Genomic DNA, 26,627 nt, shown 5'->3' with positions numbered 1-26,627 from the left:
CCGGCAACATGCTATACCAGCAAAGAGACCAGAGACAAATCATCTCCCATTCTCACATTCTCAATGTAGCGATAAAAGTCCTCTGTCACTGACTTGTTATGCTGGCTTGAAGAGTGAAAGCTATAAATGACGTTGATCAGATCATCCAAATGCACCGCCCCCTGCTCTTTGGCATGGCCCGCCACCAGCAGTTTGATGAAATAATATTCCGCCACGATAATATACAGGCTGCGCAGCGGTGTTCCCGAGGTCATATCAGGAAAATCATTTTGCCAGAATTTGTAAAGTATATAGTTTTTAAGCGCAAACTGTGTTTTCCCTAATTCGGGCAGAACAATATTTCTCCACACCTGTTCGAGACTGGCAGTTTTTTCTTCAAACGTCAGCGTATTGTCTGCCGCCAATACCCTCAGCAGAGAATCAATATATTGTGTTAATACTTTTCCACCACGAGAAAGACGTTTCGTACGGAAATAATTTTGCATCAGAACGGTCATCGACGCTTTAACACGATAATCGCCCGTAATATCGCCCATCATCTCGCCATTTTGCAATTGTTGTACCAGTTGTGCATGAACAGATTCAATCTGCCCAATTGTTGATTCATCAACCGTTTCAACTTTTTCCAGGAACAGCAGGAACTTCACCACGGCGAAAAGTGCGGGTTCAACCTCAACTTCGGCCCGTCCAATCAGATCCAGGCAAAACAGGCTCAGTACCCGGTGCACTGCCGAAAGCGGTTTCGCGGCATTGGACTTTTGTTGCAACGTAAGGCGCTCATTAAATTTCATCGCATCCGGTTCACTGAGCAATAACCTGACCACTTCCGGGCATGAAATATTCAGTGAATGGTGTACATCATTCTTATAGGTACGATAAAAACGGGGATAAATAGCGCAGGTTTTACTCAGTGCATTCGCCCCTAACCGTTTATGCACCATACATAGCTTATCATCACCAAAATATGGACAGTTGTCGGATTCAGGTGGAAATACCATCTTTCCCCAGTTGAGCGAATCCTTTTTTACCAGTTGGATGCTTTCTTTCGCAATGGTCTGGATTAATAGATCTTTATTCGTTAGATATTTTTTTACCGTTGGCTTATCAACTGCGATTTCCCACTCTTTACAGCAATGGTCGCGACAATCGCTTCCCACACAATTGAACGCCGCGACAAAGGCAGGTTCAGTAATTATAATTTCTTTCATTACGTTTGCTCCGGTAAAAAAAATCAAGGTGACTTTCGCCACCTTGATTGTACTCACTGACTTGAAAAGCTATCGTCAGATTAACGCAGTAAAGAGAGCACGTTTTGCGTGGTCTGGTTAGCCTGGGCCAGAACGGAGGTACCCGCCTGCTGCAGGATCTGCGCACGAGACATGTTAGACACTTCGGTCGCGTAGTCGGAGTCTTCGATACGGCTACGAGCGGCGGACAGGTTGTTTACTGTATTACCGAGGTTGGTGATTGCAGATTCAAAACGGTTTTGTACCGCACCCAATGAGCTACGCTGTTTGTCAACCTCAGCCAGCGCCTTATCAATTGCTTTCAGTGGGTCTGCTGTACTACCAGTTTTCATGGTCTTAGCATCAAGGTTTGCACCATCAAGGGTAAATGTTGCTTTTCCTGTAGTCATATCAACGACTGCATCTGAAGGATTCAATGCAATATAAACTTTCTGCGCTTTACCTTCCTCAAGCGTTAAACCGTTCTTCGCAGCAGCCTCTACATCTGCTTTAGTTAAGCCAGCCTTAAACGAAACCTCTGCGAACAAATTACCATTTTTGTCTACAACTGCTTTTGACGCTGCTGCCGACGGGTCATCAATATTAGCAACAGCTACGCCCGTTGCTTTTGCTACTTGAGCATCAGACAAACCTTTAATTTCAGTATCTGCGACTTTAGTTGTTTTACCCCAAATATCAGCGTATCCAGCATAATCAGCAGTGCCAATAGCGGCTGTATCACCGTTCGGGCCAGAGACGTTAAAACCAGCCAGTTTCAATGTACTTGCTGTAACTTCGCTCAGTTTGATATCAATGGTTTCATTATCATTAGCACCAACCTGAATCGACAGGGTCTGGTTTTTCGACAGAACATTGGTACCGTTGAACTGGGTTTGAGCAGAAACGCGGTCAATTTCAGCCAGACGCTGTTTGATTTCATCCTGAATGGAGGACAGGTCAGAACTGGAGTTGGTGCCGTTCTGAGACTGCACAGTCAGTTCACGCACACGCTGAAGGTTGTTGTTGATTTCGTTCAGAGCGCCTTCAGTGGTCTGCGCGATAGAAATACCGTCGTTGGCATTACGGGATGCCTGAGTCAGACCTTTGATGTTAGCGGTGAAACGGTTGGCAATCGCCTGGCCAGCAGCATCGTCTTTCGCGCTGTTGATACGCAGACCAGAGGACAGACGTTCGATAGCGGAGCCCAGAGCGGACTGAGATTTGTTCAGGTTGTTTTGGGTCAACAGCGACAGGCTGTTTGTATTGATGACTTGTGCCATGATCTTTTCCTTATCAATTACAACTCGATGTTATTGGGCTGTTGCCCACGGTTTCTGACCGTAACCCATGTATCGGCACCGTAAATTCGAACTTTAGAAAATTTTTAGTTTCTGTCGTTTTTTTTCTTAGCCCGCGAAATACCCTCTATATGCACCACTATTCTGCGCATTATTTTCACCAAACTATCATTAAACTTTGCGCGCAGATTGCCGATAACCCGCATAACAATTGTTTGCAATTACAAGGAATCGGGCATGGCTTCATTTACATCATTGGGCGTAGGCTCAGGCTTACCACTGGATACGTTGCTAAACAACCTGACTATTGCTGAGAAAAAACGTTTAAATCCAATTACTCAGCAACAGAGCGATAATAACGCCCGCCTGACGGCCTACGGTACGTTAAAGAGTGCGCTGGAAAAATTCCAGACGGCCAATACGGCATTAAATAAACCGGAACTGTTCAGAAGCAGTAATGTCACCAGCAGCACCGAAGACCTGAAAGTCACTACAGAAGCCGGCGCGGCTCCAGGTATTTATACCATCAGCGTTACACAGCTGGCGCAGGCACAATCTTTAAGTACTGCAACGGTTGACTCAAGCAAAGACGCTCTCGGTGACGGTTCTGCCACCCGTACCATCAAAATTGAGCAGCCGGGCCGCAAAGAGCCGCTTGAAATTAAACTGTCGCAGGACAAAACCACGCTGGACGATATCAGTAAGGCGATCAACGATTCCGATAGCGGTATCTCTGCCAGTATCGTCAAGGTGAAAGACGGCGAGTTTAAACTGGTACTGACCGCCGCCGAAGGTCTGGACAGTAAGATGACCATCTCGGTAGACGGCGACAGCAAGCTTAGCGACCTGCTGGCTTATGACAGCAATACCGGTACCGGTAAAATGAGCGAGTTAGTAGTCGCGCAAAACGCTCTGTTAACAATGAACGGGATCCCGATTGAGCGTCAGAGCAACAAAGTGACCGATGCGCCGCAGGGCGTGACGCTGCAATTGACCAAAAAGGTCACTGATGCCCGCGTAACCGTGACCAAAAGCAATGACAAAGCGACAGAAGCCATTAAAGGCTGGGTTGATGCTTATAACTCGCTGATTGATACCTTTAATTCGTTGACCAAGTATAAGGCAGTCGATGCCGGGGCTGAAGGTCAGGATAAAGATAACGGCGCGCTGGTGGGCGATAGCGTGGTACGTACCATTCAGACCGGTATTCGCGCTCAGTTTGCCAACTCCGGTAGCGAAGGGGCCTTTAAAACCCTGAATGAAATCGGCATCAAGCAAGATGGCACAACCGGCAAGATGACCATCGATAATACCAAGCTGAAAAAAGCACTGGACGAAAATACCGCTTCAGTACGTGAACTGTTGGCGGGCGACGGTAAAGAAACCGGTATTACCACCAAGATTGCCGCTGAAGTGAAAAGTTATCTGGCTGATGACGGTATTATCGACAGCGCACAAGACAGCATTAATGCCACGCTGAAAAAACTGACCAAACAGTACCTGTCCGTGAGCGCCAGTATCGACGACATGGTTGCGCGTTACACCGCCCAGTTTACCCAGCTGGATAGCATGATGAGCAAGCTGAATAACACCAGTACCTATCTGGGTCAGCAATTTACTGCGATGAATAAATCCTGATAACACGAGGTAAGCATGTATACCGCGAGCGGTACCAAAGCCTATGCACAGGTCAGTGTGGAGAGCGCCGTAATGAGCGCCAACCCGCATCAGCTGATCGAAATGTTGTTTGATGGCGCGAACAGCGCCCTGGTGCGCGCTCGCCTGTTTATGCAACAGGGCGATATTGTCGCCAAGGGTGAAGCCCTCAGCAAAGCTATTAACATTATTGATAATGGTCTTAAAGCGGGCCTGGATCAGGAAAATGGTGGTGAAATCGCCACTAATCTGTCATCGCTGTATGACTATATGATCCGCCGTCTGCTGCAAGCGAATTTGCGTAATGATTGTCAGGCGATTGAAGAAGTCGAAGGGTTACTCGGAAACATTGCGGATGCCTGGAAACAGATCTCACCAAAAGCGTCGTCCCAGGAGTCCCGTTAATGACCTCAGCCGTGGAGTTTATCAACCGTTGGCAGCGCATTGCGCTGCTCAGTCACTCGCTGCTGGAACTGGCACAGCGAGGTGAATGGGACCTTTTACTGGAACAGGAAGTTACCTATCTGCAAAGTATTGAAGTGGTCATGGAAGAACAAACTCCATCAGGCATTACGCGAAGCGTTCAGGATTTGATTGCCGGGTATATTAAACAGACGCTGGATAACGAACAGTTGCTCAAAGCATTACTGCAGCAGCGTCTGGATGAACTCAGCACACTGATCGGTCAGTCAACCCGCCAGAAGACGCTAAATAACGCCTACGGCCGGCTTTCCGGTATGTTGCTGGTTCCGGATGCCCCAACTGCCCCACAATAATTTCCCGTTACGTCTGAATAATCTTCCATACTCCAGAGGTCGGCCAAACGGCTTCTGGAGCACGGAAGATGAAAAATCCCACCCTATTGCAGTACTTCCACTGGTATTACCCTGATGGCGGCCAGCTCTGGCCGGAACTCGCCGCACGCGCGGACGGACTTAATGATATCGGCATCAATATGGTATGGCTGCCTCCCGCCTATAAAGGTGCGTCCGGCGGGTACTCCGTTGGCTATGACTCCTACGATCTGTTTGATTTAGGCGAATTCGACCAGAAAGGTACTATTGCCACCAAATACGGCGATAAAAATCAGTTACTGGCGGCAATCGACGCGTTAAAGCACAACGATATCGCGGTACTGCTGGATGTGGTGGTCAACCATAAAATGGGTGCCGATGAGAAAGAGCACATTCAGGTTCAGCGCGTCAACGCCGATGACCGCACGCAGATTGACGATGAGATCGTCGAATGCGAGGCCTGGACCCGCTACACCTTCCCCGCCCGTGCGGGTCAGTACTCTCAATTCATTTGGGATTACAAATGCTTCAGCGGCATCGATCATATTGAAAATCCCACCGAGGACGGCATTTTTAAAATCGTTAATGATTATACTGGCGAAGGCTGGAACGACCAGGTCGATGACGAACTGGGCAACTTTGACTACCTGATGGGCGAAAATATCGATTTTCGCAATCATGCCGTCACCGAAGAGCTCAAATACTGGGCACGCTGGGCGATGGATCAAACCCATTGCGATGGTTTTCGCCTGGATGCCGTCAAACACATCCCGGCATGGTTCTATAAAGAGTGGATCGAGCACGTCCAGGAAGTCGCCCCGAAGCCGCTGTTTATCGTGGCGGAATACTGGTCCCATGAGGTCGATAAACTGCAAACCTATATTAACCAGGTCGAGGGGAAAACCATGCTGTTTGATGCCCCTTTGCAAATGAAGTTTCACGAAGCATCCCGCCAGGGGCGCGATTATGACATGAGCCAGATTTTCACCGATACGCTGGTGGAGGCCGATCCCTTTCATGCGGTGACGCTGGTTGCGAACCATGATACCCAGCCGTTACAGGCGCTGGAAGCCCCGGTCGAGGCATGGTTTAAGCCGCTGGCCTACGCGCTGATCCTGCTGCGCGAAAACGGCGTGCCGTCGGTATTCTACCCCGATCTCTACGGTGCACATTATGAAGATACTGGCGGTGATGGCGAAACCTACACCATCGATATGCCGATTATTGAACAACTTGATGAATTGATCCTGGCCCGCCAACGCTTCGCCCACGGCGTACAGACGCTCTATTTTGATCATCCAAACTGTATCGCCTTTAGTCGCAGTGGTACGGACGATGACCCCGGGTGCGTCGTCGTGCTGTCCAATGGCGATGACGGTGAAAAGAGCATCGCGCTTGGCACAAATTACGGCAATAAAACCTGGCGTGATTGTCTGGGAAATCGTGAAGAAAGCGTAGTGACCGATGAAAATGGCGTGGCGACGTTTTTCTGTGATGGCGGCAGCGTCAGCGTGTGGGTGATTGAAGACGTGTTGTAGCACTTAACCCCGGTGGCGACAGGCTACCGGGGTGAAACGCTTATGGCAGTGGTGTGGCTAACGGCGTTTTCTTTAACACTTCGGCACACTCCAGCGTCGGGCGATCTACCCGTTGCAGCGTCATACCGTCATAATCCAGCGTATTGCCATCGCGATCGATTTCATACAGCTCGCGTTTCACCGTCACGTTGGTGAGATCACCAGAGAGCATGGTCAATTTTCCGGGGACGGCAATCACTCGCTGCCACTGACGGCAATCCAGCGTATCCCCCTCTTTGGTGACAATCAGACTGGCGATCGCTTCCGGGCTCACCAGCGCGCGCTGCGGACCTTTCGACTGCCAGTAACCTGCCAGACCGGCAGGGGCTGGTGTTTTCACCACGTCATTATAATTTTGTACTTCGGCGCAGCCGGCAAGCACCAACAATGCACCCACAATTGCTAATTTTTTCATCATTCATCCTGCATGCGAAGAAAAGGGGATTGTGGCATTAAAGCCCTGATGTCGCCAGCCTTTCGGCAGCTCGGAGAAAGATTGATCCAGACGGTATTACCTCTTATTACTCATAGTCAAAAATTCTGACAGGTGTAATATCCACGCTTCTTGTTACATACCTTCTGAGTTCAGAGGCACAACGCATGTCATGGCAACACTTCAAACAGGCCTGGTTAATTAAATTTTGGGCCCCTGCCCCTGCGGTTATCGCAGCGGGTATTCTCTCCACTTACTATTTCGGCATTACGGGAACCTTCTGGGCCGTTACCGGCGAATTTACCCGCTGGGGTGGGCAAATCCTGCAACTGTTTGGCGTGCACGCCGAAGAGTGGGGATACTATAAACTGATCCACCTCGAAGGCTCGCCCCTGACCCGTATTGACGGGATGATGATCCTTGGTATGTTCGGTGGCTGTTTCGCTGCCGCGCTGTGGGCCAACAACGTCAAATTACGTATGCCGCGCAGCCGGATCCGCATTCTGCAGGCGGTGGTCGGCGGGATGATCGCCGGTTTCGGCGCCCGTCTGGCAATGGGCTGTAACCTGGCCGCGTTTTTTACCGGCATTCCACAGTTCTCGCTGCATGCCTGGTTCTTCGCGCTGGCGACGGCAATGGGCTCATGGTTTGGCGCCCGCTTTACCCTGCTGCCAATGTTTCGTATTCCGGTCAAAATGCAGAAAGTTTCCGCCGCCTCCCCGCTGACGCAAAAACCGGAACAAGCGCGTCGTCGTTTCCGCCTCGGTATGCTGGTATTTATCGGCATGATCGGCTGGGCGCTACTGACCGCAATGGACAAGCCGAAGCTGGGTCTGGCCATGTTGTTTGGCGTTGGGTTCGGCCTGCTGATTGAACGGGCGCAAATCTGCTTTACCTCAGCCTTCCGCGATCTGTGGATTTCCGGGCGTACCCATATGGCAAAAGCCATCATCTTCGGGATGGCGGTGAGCGCCATTGGTATCTTTAGCTATGTACAACTGGGCGTTGAGCCGAAGATTATGTGGGCCGGTCCAAATGCAGTGATCGGCGGCTTACTGTTTGGTTTCGGTATCGTGCTGGCGGGCGGGTGTGAGACCGGCTGGATGTACCGTGCGGTTGAGGGCCAGGTACATTACTGGTGGGTGGGACTGGGTAACGTTATCGGTTCGACCATTCTGGCGTACTACTGGGATGACTTTGCCCCTGCCCTGGCCACTCGCTGGGATAAAGTGAATCTGCTCGACACCTTTGGGCCGCTCGGCGGGCTACTGGTGACTTATCTGCTGTTGTTTATCGCATTGATGCTCATCATCGGTTGGGAAAAACGTTTCTTCCGCCGCGCCGGGCTGACGCCTGCTAAGGAATCCGCATGAAAAATATCGTCCCTGATTATCGCCTCGACATGGTCGGTGAACCGTGTCCCTACCCGGCTGTTGCCACACTGGAAGCGATGCCGCAATTGAAGAAAGGTGAAATTCTGGAAGTGGTCAGCGATTGCCCGCAGTCAATCAACAATATTCCGCTGGATGCGCGTAACCATGGGTATACGGTGCTGGATATTCAGCAGGATGGGCCAACTATTCGCTATCTGATTCAAAAATAAGTGTAAGCCGGATAGCGCTGCGCTTATCCGGCAAACATTCTTTGCACGTTACACCTACACCTGCATCGACATCACTTCCTGGTAGGCTGATACCAGTTTGTTACGCACCTGAATGCCCATCTGCATCGAAACCGACGCTTTCTGCATATCGGTCATCACGTCATTTAGCGCAATGCCTGGCTCACCCAGGGTAAATTTTTCAGCCTGAACGCGAGAGGCGGTTTGCACCTCGCTGATTCTGTCCAATGCCGCGTGCAGCTGTCCGGCAAAACTCACGGTCGATTGTGGCTGCACATCCTGCATCTTCGCTGACATCGCCGTGGCCTGTAGCTGGCTGATAACCCCTTCAATCCCCTGTATTGCCGACATTCTGATCCCCTGGATGATTTTTTACTTAGCAGAGATTACCAGTTCGTCAATAAGATAAAGGCGCTAAATAACGATAAAAAACCTCGGTTTTTAACGCATAGAAAAATTCGAAACCGCAAATAATGAGACCGTCAATTTTTCGAGTTTGCTGACCCGGGAGTGAGTCTTGTTCCACTTTGCAAAAAACGCCGTCCACGATAAGCCACGAGGTGCGAGATGAGTGCGACAGCATCGACTGCAACCCAACTGAAACCTCTCGAGTGGTTAAATCGCCTGCGCGCGAATCCCAAAATCCCTCTGATTGTGGCTGGTGCCGCTGCCGTCGCTATCATCGTTGCGATGGTCCTGTGGGCCAAAACACCTGACTACCGCACACTGTTCAGTAACTTATCCGATCAGGACGGTGGCGCGATTGTCACGCAGTTGACGCAGATGAACGTTCCTTATCGTTTCACTGAGGGAAGCGGCGCCATTGAAGTCCCTGCTGATAAAGTTCACGAACTGCGTTTACGTCTGGCACAGCAAGGGCTGCCGAAAGGCGGCGCGGTGGGCTTTGAGTTACTGGACCAGGAAAAGTTTGGTATCAGCCAGTTTAGCGAGCAGGTCAATTACCAGCGAGCGCTGGAAGGCGAATTAGCCCGTACCATTGAAACCCTGGGACCGGTAAAACGCGCCCGTGTCCATCTTGCGATGCCCAAACCATCACTGTTCGTACGTGAACAAAAGGCCCCTTCTGCCTCCGTCACGGTAAACCTGGAACCGGGTCGGGCACTGGACGAAGGTCAGATTAGCGCGGTAACGCATCTGGTCTCCAGCGCTGTCGCAGGCTTGCCGCCGGGCAACGTGACGCTGGTCGATCAGGCAGGACATCTGTTAACCCAGTCAAACACCAGCAGCCGCGACCTGAACGATGCGCAGCTGAAATATGCCAGCGATGTTGAAGGTCGCGTACAGCGTCGTATTGAATCAATCCTGTCGCCAATTGTCGGTAACGGCAACGTACACGCGCAGGTTACTGCACAGCTGGATTTCGCCAACAAAGAGCAAACCGAAGAAAAGTACAGCCCAAATGGCGACGACTCACAGGCTGTTCTGCGTTCACGCCAGCTTAACGTCAGCGAACAGATAGGAAGCGGAGCACCTGGCGGCGTACCGGGCGCACTGTCTAACCAACCCGCCCCGGCGAATACGGCCCCGATTAATACGCCACCGGCTAATCAGCAAAATGCGCAGAATGCGCAAACCGCGCAAACGGCGAATAACGCCAATGCCGGCCCGCGCAGCACGCAGCGTAACGAAACCAGCAACTATGAAGTTGACCGTACCATTCGTCACACCAAGATGAATGTGGGTGATGTACAGCGCCTGTCGGTGGCGGTAGTAGTCAACTATAAAACGTTACCGGATGGCAAACCGCTGCCGCTAACCGCTGACCAAATGAAACAAATTGAGGACCTGACCCGCGAGGCCATGGGCTTCTCTGAAAAACGCGGCGATACCCTGAATGTCGTGAATTCCCCCTTCACCGCGAGTGATGACACGGGCGGAGAGCTTCCGTTCTGGCAGCAGCAGTCCTTTATTGAACAGCTGATGGTAGCCGGTCGTTGGTTACTGGTTCTGCTGGTGGCCTGGATCCTGTGGCGTAAAGCGGTGCGTCCGCAGTTGATGCGTCGCAGCGAAGAGGTCAAAGCCGCACAAGAACAAACACGTATTCGCCAGGAAACGGAAGAAGCGGTTGAAGTTCGCCTCAGCAAAGACGAGCAGACCCAGCAACGCCGTAACAACCAGCGTCTGGGTGCTGAAGTCATGAGCCAGCGTATCCGTGAAATGTCTGATAACGATCCGCGCGTCGTGGCGCTGGTCATTCGCCAGTGGATAAATAACGAACATGAGTAATCTTAGCGGCACCGATAAAAGCGTCATCTTATTGATGACCATTGGCGAAGATCGCGCGGCGGAGGTCTTTAAGCACCTTTCCACGCGCGAAGTGCAGACCCTCAGTACGGCAATGGCTAACGTGCGTCAGATTTCCAACAAGCAGTTGACGGAGGTTCTGGCCGAATTTGAACAAGAAGCCGAGCAGTTTGCCGCACTGAACATCAACGCCAACGAATACCTGCGCTCCGTGCTGGTAAAAGCGCTGGGCGAAGAACGAGCCTCCAGCCTGCTGGAAGACATTCTGGAAACGCGCGATACCACCAGCGGCATTGAAACGCTCAACTTTATGGAGCCACAAAGCGCCGCCGATCTTATTCGCGACGAGCACCCGCAGATTATCGCTACCATTCTGGTGCACCTCAAACGAGGCCAGGCGGCCGATATTCTGGCGCTGTTCGACGAGCGTTTACGCCACGATGTCATGCTGCGTATTGCTACTTTCGGCGGCGTACAGCCTGCCGCGCTGGCAGAACTGACCGAAGTGCTGAACGGATTGCTCGACGGTCAGAACCTCAAGCGCAGCAAAATGGGCGGCGTGAGAACAGCAGCAGAAATTATCAACCTGATGAAGACGCAGCAGGAAGAAGCGGTTATTACCGCAGTGCGCGAATTCGACGGCGAGCTGGCGCAGAAAATTATCGACGAGATGTTCCTGTTCGAAAATCTGGTGGATGTCGACGATCGCAGCATCCAGCGCCTGTTGCAGGAAGTGGATTCCGAATCGCTGCTGATAGCCCTGAAAGGTGCCGAGCAACCATTGCGCGAGAAGTTCCTGCGCAACATGTCGCAGCGTGCCGCCGATATCCTGCGCGACGACCTTGCCAACCGCGGTCCGGTACGTTTGTCGCAGGTGGAAAACGAACAGAAAGCGATTCTGCTTATCGTACGTCGTCTGGCCGAAACCGGCGAGATGGTGATCGGCAGCGGCGAGGATACCTATGTCTAACGATCTGCCATGGAAAGTCTGGACGCCTGACGACCTCGCTCCGCCAATGGCGGAGTTCGTACTGGCCGATCATACCGACGATCAGCCGTCCGACGAGACAGAAGAGCCACAGCTATCTGCTGAACAACAGCTTGAGCAGCAGTTGGCACAACTGCAGCTCCAGGCCCATGAGCAAGGGTATAACGCCGGCCTGGCTGAAGGTCGGCAAAAAGGACACGAACAAGGTTATCAGGACGGATTGGCCCAGGGGCTGGAACAAGGCCAGAACCAGGCTCGCGCCCAACATGCGCCGATTCATGCCCGCATGCAGCAACTGGTCAGTGAGTTTCAGAATACACTGGATGCCCTGGACAGCGTCATTGCATCGCGCCTGATGCAAATGGCACTGGAAGCGGCGCGCCAGGTTATCGGCCAGACACCCATCGTGGATAATGCTGCACTCATTAAGCAAATCCAACAGCTGTTGCAACAGGAACCGCTGTTTAGCGGTAAACCGCAGTTGCGCGTCCATCCGGACGATCTGCAACGAGTGGAAGAGATGCTGGGGGCGACCCTCAGCCTGCACGGCTGGCGACTGCGCGGCGATCCAACGCTGCATCATGGTGGCTGTAAAGTCTCTGCTGACGAAGGCGATCTGGACGCCAGTGTTGCCACCCGCTGGCAAGAGCTCTGCCGTCTGGCAGCGCCGGGAGTCGTGTAATGACCACTCGCCTGACTCGCTGGCTCAACACGCTGGACAACTTCGAAGAGAAAATGTCGCTGCTGCCTGCGGTGCGCCGTTACGGGCGTCTGACCCGCGCCACCGGGCTGGTCCTTGAAGCCACGGGCCTGCAGTTACCGTTGGGTGCCACCTGCGTTATTGAGCGTCAGGATGGCAACGAAACCCAGGAAGTCGAAAGCGAAGTGGTTGGCTTTAATGGTCAACGCCTGTTTCTGATGCCGCTCGAAGAGGTCGAAGGCGTTCTGCCAGGTGCGCGCGTTTACGCGAAAAACATCGCCGGCGAAGGGCTGCAAAGCGGGAAACAATTACCGCTGGGCCCTGCCTTGCTGGGGCGTGTTCTCGATGGCAGCGGGAAGCCGCTTGATGGGCTGCCTGCTCCCGACACCACGGAAACAGGGGCACTAATCACACCGCCGTTTAACCCCCTGCAACGTACCCCGATTGAACACGTGCTGGATACTGGCGTACGGCCTATCAATGCGCTGTTAACCGTCGGTCGCGGTCAGCGAATGGGTCTTTTCGCCGGTTCCGGTGTGGGTAAAAGCGTTCTGCTCGGTATGATGGCACGCTATACCCAGGCTGACGTCATTGTTGTCGGTCTGATTGGCGAGCGTGGGCGCGAAGTTAAAGATTTTATTGAAAATATTCTTGGCGCCGAGGGACGTGCACGCTCGGTAGTGATTGCCGCCCCGGCGGACGTTTCCCCGCTGTTGCGTATGCAGGGTGCCGCCTACGCCACGCGCATCGCCGAAGATTTTCGCGACCGCGGTCAGCACGTGCTGCTGATTATGGACTCCCTCACCCGTTATGCGATGGCGCAGCGTGAAATTGCACTGGCGATCGGCGAACCTCCTGCAACGAAAGGCTATCCGCCGTCGGTGTTTGCTAAATTACCCGCACTGGTTGAACGGGCCGGCAACGGTATTCATGGCGGCGGTTCCGTGACCGCATTTTATACCGTACTGACCGAAGGCGATGACCAACAGGACCCTATTGCTGACTCCGCCCGCGCCATTCTCGACGGCCACATAGTCCTGTCCCGTCATCTGGCAGAAGCGGGTCACTATCCAGCCATTGATATTGAAGCCTCAATCAGCCGCGCAATGACCGCCTTAATCAGCGAGAAACATTATGCGCGGGTACGCAACTTTAAGCAGCTACTGTCCAGTTTCCAGCGTAACCGCGATCTGGTCAGCGTAGGCGCCTACGCCAAAGGCAGCGATCCCATGTTGGATAAAGCCATTGCCTTATGGCCACAGCTGGAAGCATTTTTACAGCAAGGCATCTTTGAACGAGCCGACTGGGAAGACTCCCTGCAGGCTTTGGATTTGATTTTCCCTGGTGTGTGATTAAGCAGGAGAGCATAGGTCATGGCACAACATGGTGCGCTGGCAACACTTAAAGACCTGGCTGAAAAAGAAGTCGATGATGCGGCAATCTTATTAGGCGAGATGCGCCGCGGATGTCAGCAGGCGGAAGAGCAGTTAAAGATGCTGATCGATTATCAGCATGAATATCGCAACAACCTTAATAGCGATATGGGTCAGGGTATTACCAGTAATCGCTGGATTAACTATCAACAATTTATTCAGACGCTGGAAAAAGCGATTGAGCAACATCGCCAACAACTCAACCAATGGACGCAGAAAGTAGACCAGGCGTTGAGCAGTTGGCGCGATAAAAAGCAGCGACTGCAGGCATGGCAGACTCTGCAGGACAGGCAAACCACAGCCGCTTTACTGGCTGAAAACCGTCTGGATCAGAAAAAAATGGATGAATTTGCTCAGCGTGCAGCTATGAGGAAACCCGAATGATTACGTTACCCCAACTGATTACCACCGACACCGACGTAGCCGCAGGTCTTCAGTCAGGCAAAGCGGTAGATTCCCCTGAGGATTTTTTAGCGTTGCTGGCAGGTGCATTAGGTGCAGGCGATGCACAGGGTAAAGGTGCCCCGCTATCGCTGGCCGATTTACAGGCGGCTGGTAGCAAACTGCAAAAAGGGTTATTGCAAAAGAATGGTGATACCGCGCAGACGGTAAAATTAGCCGATCTGCTGGCACAAAAAGAGGTCCAAACCGAGGCGTCGCTAGCCGACCTGACTGATGCACAACAGTTGCTGTCTGCGCTCACGCCCTCACTGAAGGTTAATGCCCTGACGACACTGGGCAAAACCGCACAGCAGGATGAAAAAATAGCCCATCTGAGCGATGACGATCTCGCTAACCTGAGTGCGCTTTTCGCTATGCTACCGGGGCAACAGGTAACCACTCCGGCGGTTGATGCTACTCCAGCCCCGGCGGATGCGACGCTGTCAGTACTGTTACGTGGTAATACCGCCAACACGACCGCCGATAGCGCCAGTGAATTACTGACCGGTGAAGGGAAAAAAGGTAAAGCAGATGCCGCGATGCATGCCAGTGGCGCGGATCAGACCAACAATGCGGGTTTAACCCCATTAACGGCAGCGGCAGCCACGCGCGCGGAGATTGAAAGTTCACCGTCCCCAACCAGTGTTGGCGCAACAATAGCTCCGCTGGCTGGCACACAGACACATGCGCAGCCGTTACCAACTGCCGCGGCACCGGTATTGAGCGCCCCGCTGGGAAGCCATGAATGGCAGCAATCACTGAGTCAGCACGTCACGCTGTTCACCCGTCAGGGTCAGCAAAGTGCGGAACTGCGCTTGCATCCGCAGGATCTGGGGCAAGTGCAGATTTCCCTCAAGCTCGATGACAACATGGCGCAACTGCAGATGGTCTCGCCTCATAGCCACGTTCGCGCGGCGCTGGAAGCGGCATTACCCATGCTGCGCACGCAGTTGGCTGAAAGCGGGATCCAACTGGGGCAAAGCAGTATCAGTAGCGAAAGCTTCGCGGGTCAGCAACAGTCGTCTTCACAGCAACAACAGGCTGGGCGTGCGCATGGACAAGATATTTTTGCTCCCGAAGATGATGCTGTTCTGGCCACACCTGCAGCACTGCAAGCCGCGGCTCGCGGTGATGGTGCAGTAGACATCTTCGCCTAACGCCAGAGGTAGCATGATTATCCGCGTCTTTTCCACGCTTTGTCGTGGTCAGGACACGGGATAATCAGCCTATAAGCTGTACCGAAACAGGAAGCCCGTATCTGATGACTGACTCCGCGATTAACAAAAAGAGTAAACGCGCTATTTGGATCCCTCTGCTGGTGTTAATTACGCTCGCCGCCCTCGCTACTGCGGGCTATAGCTACTGGCGCATGCAACAGCAGCCGTCCGCCAGCGTAAAAGCGGAACCGGCTCCACCACCAGCCCCAGTGTTCTTTGCACTGGATACGTTTACCGTCAATTTAGGTGATGCGGATCGCGTGCTGTATATCGGTATCACTCTGCGCATGAAGGACGAGGCGACACGCTCGCGTCTTAACGAATATCTGCCAGAAGTGCGCAGCCGTCTGCTGTTATTGTTCTCTCGCCAGAACGCCGCCACGCTCGCAACAGAAGAAGGCAAACAGCAACTGATTGCCGCTATCAAAGAGACGCTCGCGACTCCGCTCGTTGTCGGGCAGCCGAAACAGGTTGTCACCGACGTTCTTTATACAGCTTTTATTCTGCGGTAAAGACATGGGCGACAGTATTCTTTCTCAGGCTGAAATCGACGCATTGCTTAACGGCGATAGCGAAACTAAAGACGAACCCATTTCCGGTATCGCAAAAGAAAGCGATATTCGTCCTTATGATCCCAACACTCAGCGCCGCGTCGTTCGTGAGCGTTTGCAGGCGCTGGAGATCATTAACGAACGCTTTGCGCGCCAGTTCCGTATGGGGTTATTTAACCTGCTACGCCGCAGCCCGGATATTACCGTGGGCGCGATCCGTATCCAGCCATACCACGAGTTTGCGCGTAACTTACCGGTTCCGACCAACCTGAACTTAATCCACCTTAAACCGCTACGCGGGACAGGTCTGGTGGTGTTCTCACCGAGTCTGGTGTTTATCGCCGTTGATAACCTGTTCGGCGGTGATGGTCGTTTCCCGACGAAAGTCGAAGGCCGTGAATTTACACACACTGAACAACGCGTGATCAACCGCATGCTGAAACTGGCGCTGGAAAGCTACAGCGACGCGTGGAAGGCTATCAACCCGCTGGAAGTGGAATATGTCCGTTCCGAGATGCAGGTGAAGTTTACCAATATCACCACTTCCCCGAACGACATCGTGGTGAACACCCCATTCCACGTTGAAATCGGCAACCTGACCGGTGAATTTAACATCTGTCTGCCATTCAGCATGATTGAACCGTTGCGCGAACTGCTGGTAAACCCACCGCTGGAAAACTCGCGTAATGAAGATCAGAACTGGCGCAATAATCTGGTGCGTCAGGTTCAGCATTCTGAGCTGGAACTGGTAGCAAACTTTGCTGACATTCCGTTGCGGCTGTCCCAGATTTTGAAGCTGAAACCCGGCGATGTACTGCCGATTGAAAAACCCGACCGCATTATTGCTCATGTGGACGGCGTACCTGTGCTGACCAGCCAATATGGCACCGTAAATGGTCAGTATGCGTTACGCGTAGAACATTTGATAAACCCGATTTTGAATTCGCTGAATGAGGAACAGCCCAAATGAGTGACATGAATAATCCGTCCGATGAAAACACTGGTGCATTGGACGATCTGTGGGCTGACGCGTTAAACGAGCAAAAAACAACGACCACCAAAAGTGCGGCCGATGCGGTATTCCAGCAGTTAGGTGGCGGCGACGTCAGCGGTGCGCTGCAGGATATCGACCTGATCATGGATATTCCGGTCAAGCTGACCGTTGAATTGGGCCGCACTCGCATGACCATCAAAGAACTGCTGCGCCTGACGCAGGGTTCGGTCGTCGCGCTGGACGGTCTGGCGGGCGAGCCGCTGGATATTCTGATCAACGGTTATTTGATTGCTCAGGGTGAAGTTGTGGTAGTCGCAGATAAATACGGTGTCCGTATTACTGACATTATTACCCCATCTGAACGTATGCGCCGTCTGAGCCGTTAACGATGAATACCCAGGCCACCGTCTCTCAGCCCGCTGCTGTACCCGGTTCACCATTAGTGCAGGTCAGCGGCGCGCTTCTGGCAATCATTGTGTTGATCCTGGGAGCCGCCTGGCTGATTAAGCGCCTGGGATTTGCCCCCAAAAGCGTCAGTACGCGTGGACTGAAAGTTTCGGCCAGTACCTCATTAGGTCCACGTGAGCGGGTGGTGATTGTTGAGGTCGAAGACGCGCGTCTGGTGCTGGGCGTTACAGCGTCGCAGATCAACGTTTTGCATACCCTCCCCCCGGCACCTGTCGGTGCAGAAGAAAAAGCGGCCTCCCCTGCGGATTTCCAGGCCATGATGAAGAGTTTGCTGAAGCGTCCTGGGAGATCCTGATGCGCCGTTTGTTATCCCTCACGCTGACGGGTCTGTGGCTTTTCAGCCCAGCCGCCCTGGCCCAACTACCGGGTCTGGTTAGCCAACCGCTACCCGGTGGCGGACAAAGCTGGACGTTGCCCGTCCAAACGCTGGTGTTTATCACCTCGCTGACGTTCCTGCCTGCTATTTTGCTGATGATGACCAGCTTCACCCGCATCATCATCGTTTTTGGTCTGTTACGTAATGCGCTGGGAACACCGTCAGCACCGCCGAACCAGGTTTTACTTGGACTGGCGCTGTTTTTGACTTTTTTCATCATGTCGCCGGTGATCGACAAAATCTACGTTGATGCGTATCAACCCTTCAGCGAAGAGAAGATCTCCATGCAGGAAGCCATGGAGAAAGGTGCACAGCCGTTGCGTGAGTTTATGCTGCGTCAGACCCGTGAGGCCGATCTGGCGCTGTTCGCCCGCCTGGCAAACAGCGGCCCGTTACAGGGGCCTGAAGCAGTGCCGATGCGCATTTTGCTGCCGGCTTATGTCACCAGTGAGTTGAAAACGGCATTCCAGATAGGTTTTACCATTTTCATTCCATTTCTGATAATCGATCTGGTTATCGCCAGCGTCCTGATGGCGCTCGGGATGATGATGGTGCCTCCTGCCACCATTGCACTCCCATTCAAGCTGATGCTGTTTGTGCTGGTTGACGGCTGGCAGCTGCTTGTCGGCTCGCTTGCACAAAGCTTTTACAGTTAGAGGCGCGAAATGACTCCTGAATCGGTCATGATGATGGGCACTGAGGCGATGAAAGTTGCCCTTGCCCTTGCCGCACCTTTGTTGCTGGTTGCCCTCGTCACGGGTCTTATCATCAGTATTCTGCAGGCAGCAACCCAGATTAACGAAATGACGCTGTCCTTCATTCCGAAAATTGTCGCGGTCTTTATTGCCATCATCGTTGCCGGTCCGTGGATGCTTAACTTGCTGCTCGACTACGTGCGTACGCTGTTCAGCAATATCCCCTACATCATCGGGTAAACGACGCTATGTTGCAGGTGACCAGCGTTGAATGGCTCCACTGGCTGAATCTTTACTTCTGGCCCCTACTGCGCATACTGGCGCTCATTTCAACGGCGCCGATACTCAGCGAACGAGCCATCCCCAAGCGAGTAAAACTGGGGCTGGGGTTGATGATTACCATGGTTATCGCGCCGCTGCTTCCTCCCGTAAACGTGCCTATCTTTTCTGTCGGCGCGATATGGCAGGCGATGCAGCAAATCCTGATCGGCATCGCGTTAGGGTTCACCATGCAATTTGCGTTTGCCGCAGTGCGTACCGCCGGGGAAATCATCGGGCTGCAAATGGGTCTCTCCTTCGCAACTTTCTTCGACCCGGGCAGCCGCCTGAATATGCCCGTTCTGGCACGTCTGATAGATTTGCTGGCGATGCTGCTGTTCCTCACCTTTAATGGTCACTTGTGGCTTATCTCGCTGTTGGTGGATACCTTCCATACTCTGCCTATCGGTGGCCATCCGGTGAATAGCAATGCCTTTCTCGCACTGGCGCGGGCGGGCGGGCTCATCTTCCTCAATGGCCTGATGCTGGCTCTGCCGGTGATGACGCTGCTGCTCACACTCAACCTCGCACTCGGTTTGTTAAACCGTATGGCGCCACAGCTATCGATATTTGTCATTGGTTTCCCACTCACCCTGACCGTGGGTATTTCATTAATGGCTGCGCTCATGCCATTAATTGCCCCCTTCTGTGAGCGTTTATTCAGTGAGATTTTTAATTTGTTGGCTGACATCATCAGTGAAATGCCTTCAAAATAATAACCCTTATTTTTTATCCTGTTTTACTAAGGATTGTCCTAAATTCAAATACAGGCAACATCCACCAGGATAACGCTGTCGCGGTTTATTTGTTTTTGCCTCACTCACATAACGCAACATTTACTTTACTTTAAGATGTTTCCTGGCAAATTATACGCAACTTTACGGGATAGTAAATTCGCCTGAAAACAGCGAAAGCGTCATATTGGGTCGTTATTATTCCGTTTAGTTGTGATGAAATAATCAGGTAAGGGGAATTATCGTTACGCATTGAGTGAGGGTATGTCATGTCAACGATTATTATGGATTTATGCAGTTACACCCGGCTAGGGTTGACCGGATATCTGGTAAGTCGGGGGGTGAAGAAAAGGGAAATCAACGATATTTCAAGCGTTGATGAACTCAGCATCGCCTGTGTCTCACTGCAGCCGTCTGTGGTGTTTATTAATGAAGACTGCTTTATTCACGATCCGGATAACAGCCAGAGAATTAAGCAAATCATTAATCAACATCCCAGTACTTTATTTATTGTATTTATGGCAATTGCCAATGTCCATTTTGATGAGTATCTCTTAGTAAGAAAAAATTTATTAATCAGTTCTAAGTCGATTAAACCAGATTCGCTGGATGAACTTCTTGGCGATATTCTGAAAAAGGAAGTGGATATTGTCATTGATGTTAACCTGCCAACACTATCATTAAGCCGCACCGAATCCAGCATGCTACGTATGTGGATGGCCGGTCAGGGAACAATACAGATATCCGATCAAATGAATATCAAGGCGAAGACAGTCTCATCCCATAAGGGGAATATAAAACGAAAGATCAAGACACATAATAAGCAAGTTATCTATCACGTTGTACGACTCACAGATAACGTCACCAATGGTATCTTTGTGAATATGCGTTAGGACGTTCTGACTGGTGGGTTCGCCACCAGTCAGAATCAGCACCTGGAACCTGGATTACTCCACTTTCTCCACAAAGATACCATCCTGATGGCCTGACTCATTAAAGAACCAGATACCGAGCGGGTAGTCTTCCAGAGAAACCAGGTACATGGTGCCTTCACTAAACTCTTCAATCGCCAGTACCCGGCCTGGCCGACGCGGCCCGCCGTCCGTTTTGACTGTAACCCGATCATTCACCTTCATCGTTTTCCTCCTGTGGCTTTGTGCCAGTGTAGAACAAATTCCTTTTCCTGGCAGCGCCCTGCTCGCGTGATTGCGGGTTTTCTCGACGGTCTATACTTAACTTGTACGCATCAGAGATTCTGATACGTGCCCCGGTATCCTTAACGGTTGAGAGGTATGAGGATGAAAACCGCGAAAGAGTACAGCGATACGGCCAAACGTGAAGTCGGCGTCGATGTGGACGCGCTATTGAAAGCTATCAACGAAATCTGCGAGAGCGAAATTCACCGCAGCCATGATGACCCCGATCGCGTCAGCGTTGATGGCCGGGATTATCATACATGGCATGAGCTGGCCGACGCGTTCGAGCTTGATATCCATGATTTTAGCGTGACGGAGATCAATCGCTGACTTTGGGCGAAAAAAATCCCGGCCCTTATCGGGTCGGGATCAAGCTTGCTTATGCAAGAAGCACTTGAAAATTCGTTACACCAGGAAATCTGATGCGAAACCAACCTTATCTGCAATTTTTTTGCCTGACAAGTAAATAATTCTCACCAAAATGATAAATATAACTAATGGTTGAGAGATCACCAGGTTACGCCAGCCAGTGATATTCAGGCATCCTGGCGTAGCGGACTGCGTTCGCCAGGAACCAGTTCATCTTCACGAAATGCCTCCCGTTTGACGCCAAAACCGTCATACCAGCGGCACTCCACCATTCCGCTGGCATACCCGGTAACGATCATGCGTGGGCCACCCTCTTTCGCGGTGACTTCCTCACTGACAGAAAAGACCATACCTGCCTCCTGTATCAAGAGAAACCTTTTCACCTTAGACGACAAAGAGACGTTTTGCGTAATCTACCACGCGACAATTAGTGCGAAACTCCGCGTAATCTGGCAACCATGTTTACCAGCATTACCACGATCCCACCGATAATAAAGCCGAGCACCAGATTAAGCAGGGTCGGAAGCATGAAGGCAATGAATGAACTCTGTTGCTGGGCAAAGTGCTCAATCGCATGATGCAGGGGTGCAATGCCATGTACCACAATGCCGCCGCCAACTAAAAACATCGCCAGCGTACCAACCACGGAAAGTGATTTCATGAGCCAGGGAGCCACCACCAGCAATCCCTTACCCAGCGCCTGAGCAAGTGCGCTGCGCTTTTCTGCCAGCCAGTAGCCAATATCGTCGAGCTTCACAATAATACCGACCAGACCATACACACCAACGGTCACCACCAAAGCAATACCCGACAAAACCAGTACCTGATTCAACAACGGCGCATCCGCCACAATACCCAACGTAATGGCCACAATCTCCGCAGATAAAATAAAGTCGGTACGTACCGCCCCTTTGATTTTATCTTTCTCAAACGTCAGCGGGTCCTGTGCGGCAAGAGATGTCAGACGCTGCTGTCGTTCTTCCGGTGTTTCCTGGTGTTTTCGCGCTTCCAGGGTGTGAAGCACTTTTTCCACGCCCTCAAAACAGAGGAATGCCCCACCAATCATTAATAAGGGCGTGATCGCCCATGGAATGAAGGCGCTGATCAATAGCGCCAGCGGCACCAGGATAACTTTGTTGACGAAAGATCCTTTGGCCACACTCCAGACCACCGGAAGCTCGCGGTTCGCCCGCACACCCGATACCTGTTGCGCGTTAAGCGACAAATCGTCTCCCAGCACACCCGCCGTTTTTTTCGCGGCCAGTTTTCCCATCACAGAGATATCGTCCAGAAGCGTGGCGATGTCATCAAGCAAGGTGAGTAAGCTACTTCCTGCCAAAATTTTAACCCTCAATATTATTTTTTTGCCGTCATAAGTATGAAGTAAAACACGCCATGCTGAAACAGACCTTTCTGGTCAACAAATATTTAACAACGGCAGGCAATTATAAATCTCGCCAGCATGATAGTTTTGACGTTTACTATGTTGCACCTTTTTATTTCCACCGTGAGGGATTATGCGTTTAAGGCAATTGTTACCACTTTTCAGTGCGCTCTTCGCGCTGTATATCATTTGGGGTTCCACGTACTTCGTTATTCGCATTGGTGTTGAAAGTTGGCCGCCATTGATGATGGCTGGCGTGCGCTTTCTCTCTGCAGGCATTTTATTAACCGCATTTTTACTTATTCGCGGACATAAGCTGCCGCCACTGCGCCCACTCCTGAATGCTGCACTGATTGGTATCCTGCTATTGGCGGTGGGCAACGGCCTCGTTACCGTCGCAGAACATCAAAACGTCCCTTCCGGCATTGCCGCGGTGGTGGTTGCTACCGTCCCGCTGTTTACCTTGTGCTTTAGCCACTTTTTTGGCATCAAAACACGCAAACTGGAATGGATGGGGATCGCAATTGGACTCGCTGGGATCATCATGCTTAACAGCGGGGGTAACTTAAGTGGTAATCCCTGGGGGGCGGTATTAATCCTGATTGGTTCAATGAGCTGGGCATTTGGCTCCGTGTACGGCTCACGCATCACCTTACCCGTTGGCATGATGGCCGGTGCCATTGAAATGTTAGCCGCAGGTATTGTGCTGATGTGCGCATCGCTGCTCTGTGGAGAAAAGCTGACCACGATGCCAACCTTCTCCGGTTTTATGGCGGTGGCATACCTCGCTCTGTTCGGCTCAATTATTGCGATTAACGCTTATATGTTCCTTATTCGTAATGTAAGCCCGGCTTTGGCCACCAGCTATGCCTACGTCAACCCGGTGGTGGCGGTTCTGTTAGGTACGGGCCTGGGAGGTGAAAGCCTGGCGTTGATTGAGTGGCTGGCACTCGGGGTCATTGTTTTTGCCGTGGTATTGGTGACGCTGGGGAAATACTTATTCCCTGTTAAAGCGGACGCGGTCGCAACCCCATCGGAAAAATCATTACAGTAAATGAATGCCCTGAGTGTCGATCTGCGCGGTGGCTCCGCCGCCGCAGATCCATTCGATAACCCGCTCAGACAGTGCCTCGTCACCCAGTTTCTCACGCCCACGCAGGGCGCATTCCCAGACAATCAAGACTCGCCATCCCAACGACTGCAATTTTTCGCAGTCCCGCTTATCACGTACCACGTTTTTTCCTATCTTCTCCAGCCAGAACGCCGTGCGGGTTGCCGGAACTTTAAAGAGGTAACAATTGTGCTGATGCCAGAAACAGCCGTGGGTAAAGAGAACACAGCGATAATCATCCACCACAAAATCGGGTCGACCGGGCAACGTTGCATCCTGCACGCGAAACGTTACCCCCTGCTCCGTCAGGATGTCGGCCAGGCGTTTTTCGATCGCCGTATCGCGGGTCCCTATCGCCCGCATATTTTTACTGCGTGTCGCCTTATCGTGAACGTCTGCCATGCTGCTGTTCTTTCTCGCGTAGCGCAACAGCCTGTTTGATCTTCGGCTCCAGCAGTTTGGCTACCGCCGCAAATGCCGGGACGACCACCGAATTACCGAACTGGCGGTAAGCCTGGGTATCGGATACCGGAATGCGAAACTGGTAACCCTGAGGAGACTCAAACCCCATCAGGCGCGCACACTCTCTTGGCGTTAATCGACGAGGGCGATGTCGCTGATTGGCAGGATCATCGAAATCCTGTTCACCCAGCGCCATATCCCAGCCACGGTCTATCAGAATTTCTGCCCCATCCTTATAGTAACGTGCGGATAATGTGCGCGTTACGCTATCGGGGTTGCCGGGATAGACCATACCGTAACCAAACCCATTTCCCCGTGCCTGATGCTTTTTCGCATAACGATACAGGTATTTCCACAGAACCGGTGTCAGCACATATTTTGCATCAACGGTCGGTTCAAGTAGCTCTGCGAGCGTTGTTCGGCGATGAGGGTAGCGGCTGACAATATCACGCAACGTAAAGTCTGACTTCAGGTTCAGATCCCGCCGAAAGCCGACGAGCACGATACGTTCACGATGCTGGGGTAAAAAATGTTGCCCATCGATAATCTTCGGGTCATCCGGGCCATTATCTGCTGCATCTGCCACGTCGTAGCCCAGTTCATCCAGCGTTTGCATGATGATGCGAAAGGTTTTTCCCTGGTCGTGACTCTTCAGATTTTTGACGTTTTCGAGCACAAATATAGCCGGTCGCCGCGCGTCGATAATTCGCACCACGTCAAAAAAAAGTGTGCCTTGTGTATCGCAGGCAAAACCGTGGGCGCGTCCTAACGCGTTTTTCTTTGATACACCCGCCAGAGAAAATGGCTGGCAAGGGAAGCCGGCCAGTAGGACATCATGTTCGGGAACGTGTTGACGAATATGCTCAGCAGCCTGCTCGTCACTCACCCCCTCATGATGGCTGAGAGTGATATCGCGAATATCTTCATTAAAATGGTGCTGCTCAGGAGAGCAATAGTTGTTTGCTTTATAGGTGCGAACAGCATGTTTGTTCCATTCACTGGTAAACACACACTGCCCACCTATCGCTTCGAAACCACGGCGAATCCCGCCTATTCCGGCAAAAAGGTCGATAAACCGAAAGGCATAATGCGGATGATGTACAGGCGGCGTCGGGAGTAAAGAATGCAGGTGAGCAAACTCACGATCGCTAAGGCGATGCCATGTTTCATTGGCGACCACACGCTTAAAGATGGCCGGGCTCCAGTGGTTTTCGCCGACGCCATTGAGATGAGCAACCAGCGTTTTCACATCATATATTTCAAGCAACTTAGCCAAAATCACCTGAACGGTAACTCCGGTATCATCTGTCATTGGTTTCATGGAGCCTGCTACTGAAAAATAATCCTGCATACGTTGGATAGTCGACAGGTTAACATAAATTGGCGCGATTGACGTTTCAGCAATGATGACTACTGATATGCTTTAAGGGGTTGAATCGCCGCAAGATCCAACATCTCATATTCTCCTTTTAATTCTGCGCTGAGTTTCGCCATATACGTCAGTAAGAAGTCAGCATTATGCTGCGCCAGATGCCGCCCTTGTTCGGTTTGCATTGTCAGTGGCAACGTCAGCAGTTTGGTCTGGAAATGATCGAGCGCGTACTGTTTATCATCCAGGTTGCGCTGCCGGGCAAACGGATCCTCCGCGTCAAACAATGCCACACCCAGCGAGCCAGAAACGGCAAACACACGCGCCAGACCGATGGCACCGAGCGCCTCAAGTCGATCGGCATCCTGAACGATTTTGGCTTCAAGGGTCGTGGGCGTAATTTTTGCGCTAAAACTATGCGCAGCGATAGCATGACTCACCGCATGTAGCCGATCCTGAGGAAATTCAGGAAAGTCCTGTGACAGTACGCGACAGGTTTCCTGCGCGGCCAGTACCGATGAACGATGACGTTCCGGATGATTTTTCGGTAAGCTGACAAGATCGTGGAAATAACACGCAGTCAGTACGACCAGCCAGTCAATACCTGCAGCAGTACTCAGCTTTTGCGATGTCATCCACACGCGGCGAAAATGAAAGATGTCATGGGCGGCATCTTGCCCTGCAAGATTCTCACGCAGCCATGCTTCAAATTGTGACTGCCAGTATTGTAGTTTCACGCTTATTCTCTGTGCAGAAAGAGAACCACCTTAGCAACAATTTTCATCACAGACCACTGCCAGTCTCAGATTCACCATTATTATAAATGTTTCAATCTCTTTTGATATAAGAGTCCGTCAGTTGTCAATTCAAACAACCAAACCACCCGTTAATTACACACACCATCCAAAACACATAAATTACGCCAATTTAATATATTTATATGTATATATA

Annotated in this window: 32 protein-coding genes; 22 read left to right on the top strand and 10 right to left on the bottom strand. The window is 51.8% G+C overall.

Going from position 1 to position 26,627, the window contains the following annotated elements:
- Window positions 1-11 precede the first annotated feature (11 nt).
- Window positions 12-1,208, bottom strand: coding sequence for a flagellin lysine-N-methylase (gene fliB, locus NNO03_RS18920; protein ID WP_271450225.1), 1,197 nt, complete (start codon window positions 1,206-1,208; stop codon window positions 12-14).
- A gap of 80 nt (window positions 1,209-1,288) precedes the next feature.
- Window positions 1,289-2,506, bottom strand: a complete 1,218-nt coding sequence (locus NNO03_RS18915) for a FliC/FljB family flagellin (RefSeq protein ID WP_271450224.1) — start codon at window positions 2,504-2,506, stop codon at window positions 1,289-1,291.
- Window positions 2,507-2,761: 255 nt separating this feature from the next.
- Here NNO03_RS18915 and fliD point away from each other — a divergent pair, with 255 nt between their 5' ends.
- From fliD to amyA, 4 genes are all read left to right on the top strand, one after another.
- Entirely contained in the window at window positions 2,762-4,162 is a 1,401-nt protein-coding gene (fliD, locus tag NNO03_RS18910) for a flagellar filament capping protein FliD (protein WP_271450223.1), read from the top strand.
- Window positions 4,163-4,177: 15 nt separating this feature from the next.
- Entirely contained in the window at window positions 4,178-4,585 is a 408-nt protein-coding gene (gene fliS, locus NNO03_RS18905) for a flagellar export chaperone FliS (RefSeq protein ID WP_222186500.1), read from the top strand.
- Entirely contained in the window at window positions 4,585-4,956 is a 372-nt protein-coding gene (gene fliT / locus NNO03_RS18900) for a flagella biosynthesis regulatory protein FliT (protein ID WP_005127745.1), read from the top strand. Before fliS ends, fliT begins: the two co-directional genes overlap by 1 nt.
- Window positions 4,957-5,024: 68 nt before the next feature.
- Window positions 5,025-6,512, top strand: coding sequence for an alpha-amylase (amyA, locus tag NNO03_RS18895; protein WP_271450222.1), 1,488 nt, complete (start codon window positions 5,025-5,027; stop codon window positions 6,510-6,512).
- Window positions 6,513-6,552: 40 nt separating this feature from the next.
- Here amyA and yedD read toward each other — a convergent pair whose 3' ends face one another.
- A complete protein-coding gene (gene yedD / locus NNO03_RS18890; protein ID WP_271450236.1) occupies window positions 6,553-6,966 on the bottom strand; it encodes a lipoprotein YedD in 414 nt (137 codons plus the stop codon).
- Window positions 6,967-7,103: 137 nt separating this feature from the next.
- Here yedD and yedE point away from each other — a divergent pair, with 137 nt between their 5' ends.
- The gene (gene yedE / locus NNO03_RS18885) at window positions 7,104-8,357 is read left to right on the top strand and encodes a selenium metabolism membrane protein YedE/FdhT (protein WP_323604746.1); all 1,254 of its coding nucleotides are present in this window, start codon (window positions 7,104-7,106) and stop codon (window positions 8,355-8,357) included.
- Window positions 8,354-8,587, top strand: coding sequence for a sulfurtransferase-like selenium metabolism protein YedF (yedF, locus tag NNO03_RS18880; protein WP_000790504.1), 234 nt, complete (start codon window positions 8,354-8,356; stop codon window positions 8,585-8,587). Before yedE ends, yedF begins: the two co-directional genes overlap by 4 nt.
- Window positions 8,588-8,641: 54 nt before the next feature.
- Here the strand turns inward: yedF and fliE are convergent, their stop codons facing one another.
- Window positions 8,642-8,956 (bottom strand): flagellar hook-basal body complex protein FliE, encoded by a 315-nt coding sequence (fliE, locus tag NNO03_RS18875; protein ID WP_271442390.1) that lies wholly within the window; start codon window positions 8,954-8,956, stop codon window positions 8,642-8,644.
- 216 nt (window positions 8,957-9,172) lie between these two features.
- Between fliE and fliF the strand changes: the two genes are divergently transcribed.
- From fliF to rcsA, 14 genes are all read left to right on the top strand, one after another.
- Window positions 9,173-10,852 (top strand): flagellar basal-body MS-ring/collar protein FliF, encoded by a 1,680-nt coding sequence (gene fliF, locus NNO03_RS18870; protein WP_271450221.1) that lies wholly within the window; start codon window positions 9,173-9,175, stop codon window positions 10,850-10,852.
- The gene (gene fliG, locus NNO03_RS18865; RefSeq protein WP_135322317.1) at window positions 10,845-11,840 is read left to right on the top strand and encodes a flagellar motor switch protein FliG; all 996 of its coding nucleotides are present in this window, start codon (window positions 10,845-10,847) and stop codon (window positions 11,838-11,840) included. Before fliF ends, fliG begins: the two co-directional genes overlap by 8 nt.
- Window positions 11,833-12,540, top strand: a complete 708-nt coding sequence (gene fliH, locus NNO03_RS18860; protein WP_271442392.1) for a flagellar assembly protein FliH — start codon at window positions 11,833-11,835, stop codon at window positions 12,538-12,540. The genes fliG and fliH overlap by 8 nt, the downstream gene beginning before the upstream one ends.
- Window positions 12,540-13,910, top strand: a complete 1,371-nt coding sequence (gene fliI / locus NNO03_RS18855) for a flagellar protein export ATPase FliI (protein WP_005127755.1) — start codon at window positions 12,540-12,542, stop codon at window positions 13,908-13,910. The genes fliH and fliI overlap by 1 nt, the downstream gene beginning before the upstream one ends.
- A gap of 21 nt (window positions 13,911-13,931) precedes the next feature.
- Complete coding sequence (gene fliJ, locus NNO03_RS18850) at window positions 13,932-14,375, top strand: flagellar export protein FliJ (protein ID WP_005127756.1); 444 nt, start codon at window positions 13,932-13,934, stop codon at window positions 14,373-14,375.
- Window positions 14,372-15,589 carry a flagellar hook length control protein FliK gene (fliK, locus tag NNO03_RS18845; protein WP_271450220.1) on the top strand — a complete coding sequence of 406 codons (1,218 nt, stop codon included), beginning with the start codon at window positions 14,372-14,374 and terminating at the stop codon, window positions 15,587-15,589. Before fliJ ends, fliK begins: the two co-directional genes overlap by 4 nt.
- 104 nt (window positions 15,590-15,693) lie before the next feature.
- Entirely contained in the window at window positions 15,694-16,161 is a 468-nt protein-coding gene (gene fliL, locus NNO03_RS18840) for a flagellar basal body-associated protein FliL (protein WP_048211308.1), read from the top strand.
- 4 nt (window positions 16,162-16,165) lie between these two features.
- Window positions 16,166-17,170, top strand: coding sequence for a flagellar motor switch protein FliM (fliM, locus tag NNO03_RS18835; RefSeq protein ID WP_003030434.1), 1,005 nt, complete (start codon window positions 16,166-16,168; stop codon window positions 17,168-17,170).
- Window positions 17,167-17,580, top strand: a complete 414-nt coding sequence (gene fliN / locus NNO03_RS18830) for a flagellar motor switch protein FliN (protein ID WP_005127761.1) — start codon at window positions 17,167-17,169, stop codon at window positions 17,578-17,580. Before fliM ends, fliN begins: the two co-directional genes overlap by 4 nt.
- A 2-nt stretch (window positions 17,581-17,582) precedes the next feature.
- Complete coding sequence (gene fliO, locus NNO03_RS18825) at window positions 17,583-17,957, top strand: flagellar biosynthetic protein FliO (RefSeq protein ID WP_271450219.1); 375 nt, start codon at window positions 17,583-17,585, stop codon at window positions 17,955-17,957.
- The gene (gene fliP, locus NNO03_RS18820) at window positions 17,957-18,694 is read left to right on the top strand and encodes a flagellar type III secretion system pore protein FliP (protein WP_005127763.1); all 738 of its coding nucleotides are present in this window, start codon (window positions 17,957-17,959) and stop codon (window positions 18,692-18,694) included. Before fliO ends, fliP begins: the two co-directional genes overlap by 1 nt.
- Before the next feature lie 9 nt (window positions 18,695-18,703).
- Entirely contained in the window at window positions 18,704-18,973 is a 270-nt protein-coding gene (gene fliQ, locus NNO03_RS18815) for a flagellar biosynthesis protein FliQ (protein ID WP_003030425.1), read from the top strand.
- 8 nt (window positions 18,974-18,981) lie between these two features.
- Window positions 18,982-19,767: a flagellar biosynthetic protein FliR gene (fliR, locus tag NNO03_RS18810; RefSeq protein WP_137381522.1), complete on the top strand. Its 786-nt coding sequence runs from the start codon at window positions 18,982-18,984 to the stop codon at window positions 19,765-19,767.
- 287 nt (window positions 19,768-20,054) lie between these two features.
- The gene (gene rcsA / locus NNO03_RS18805; RefSeq protein WP_040232455.1) at window positions 20,055-20,678 is read left to right on the top strand and encodes a transcriptional regulator RcsA; all 624 of its coding nucleotides are present in this window, start codon (window positions 20,055-20,057) and stop codon (window positions 20,676-20,678) included.
- Window positions 20,679-20,732: 54 nt separating this feature from the next.
- On the opposite strand, the gene dsrB is transcribed toward rcsA, so the two are convergent.
- The gene (dsrB, locus tag NNO03_RS18800) at window positions 20,733-20,921 is read right to left on the bottom strand and encodes a protein DsrB (protein WP_005127768.1); all 189 of its coding nucleotides are present in this window, start codon (window positions 20,919-20,921) and stop codon (window positions 20,733-20,735) included.
- A gap of 162 nt (window positions 20,922-21,083) precedes the next feature.
- Here dsrB and yodD point away from each other — a divergent pair, with 162 nt between their 5' ends.
- Window positions 21,084-21,311 carry a YodD family peroxide/acid resistance protein gene (yodD, locus tag NNO03_RS18795; protein WP_271450218.1) on the top strand — a complete coding sequence of 76 codons (228 nt, stop codon included), beginning with the start codon at window positions 21,084-21,086 and terminating at the stop codon, window positions 21,309-21,311.
- A 206-nt stretch (window positions 21,312-21,517) separates the two neighbouring features.
- Here the strand turns inward: yodD and NNO03_RS18790 are convergent, their stop codons facing one another.
- Window positions 21,518-21,700, bottom strand: coding sequence for a YodC family protein (locus NNO03_RS18790; RefSeq protein WP_061068109.1), 183 nt, complete (start codon window positions 21,698-21,700; stop codon window positions 21,518-21,520).
- Between the two features lie 77 nt (window positions 21,701-21,777).
- Window positions 21,778-22,689, bottom strand: coding sequence for a DUF808 domain-containing protein (locus NNO03_RS18785; RefSeq protein WP_271450217.1), 912 nt, complete (start codon window positions 22,687-22,689; stop codon window positions 21,778-21,780).
- A 178-nt stretch (window positions 22,690-22,867) separates the two neighbouring features.
- On the opposite strand from NNO03_RS18785, the gene yedA reads away from it, so the two are divergent.
- The gene (yedA, locus tag NNO03_RS18780; protein WP_271450216.1) at window positions 22,868-23,788 is read left to right on the top strand and encodes a drug/metabolite exporter YedA; all 921 of its coding nucleotides are present in this window, start codon (window positions 22,868-22,870) and stop codon (window positions 23,786-23,788) included.
- On the opposite strand, the gene NNO03_RS18775 is transcribed toward yedA, so the two are convergent.
- The 3 genes from NNO03_RS18775 to NNO03_RS18765 all read right to left on the bottom strand — a co-directional run bounded on the left by NNO03_RS18775 (window position 23,780) and on the right by NNO03_RS18765 (window position 26,413).
- Window positions 23,780-24,247, bottom strand: coding sequence for a very short patch repair endonuclease (locus tag NNO03_RS18775; protein ID WP_271450215.1), 468 nt, complete (start codon window positions 24,245-24,247; stop codon window positions 23,780-23,782). The two genes, yedA and NNO03_RS18775, sit on opposite strands and share 9 nt — an antisense overlap.
- On the bottom strand, window positions 24,228-25,628 hold the full coding sequence (locus NNO03_RS18770) for a DNA cytosine methyltransferase (protein ID WP_271450214.1): 1,401 nt from the start codon (window positions 25,626-25,628) through the stop codon (window positions 24,228-24,230). Before NNO03_RS18770 ends, NNO03_RS18775 begins: the two co-directional genes overlap by 20 nt.
- A gap of 89 nt (window positions 25,629-25,717) precedes the next feature.
- Window positions 25,718-26,413, bottom strand: a complete 696-nt coding sequence (locus NNO03_RS18765) for a phosphohydrolase (RefSeq protein ID WP_271450213.1) — start codon at window positions 26,411-26,413, stop codon at window positions 25,718-25,720.
- Window positions 26,414-26,627: the final 214 nt, after the last annotated feature.

Source organism: Citrobacter sp. Igbk 16, assembly GCF_028069755.1.
In the GTDB taxonomy this organism is placed as follows: Bacteria; Pseudomonadota; Gammaproteobacteria; order Enterobacterales; family Enterobacteriaceae; genus Citrobacter.
Note: the sequence above shows the minus strand (reverse complement) of the source record. Positions and strands in the feature narration are given on the sequence as shown.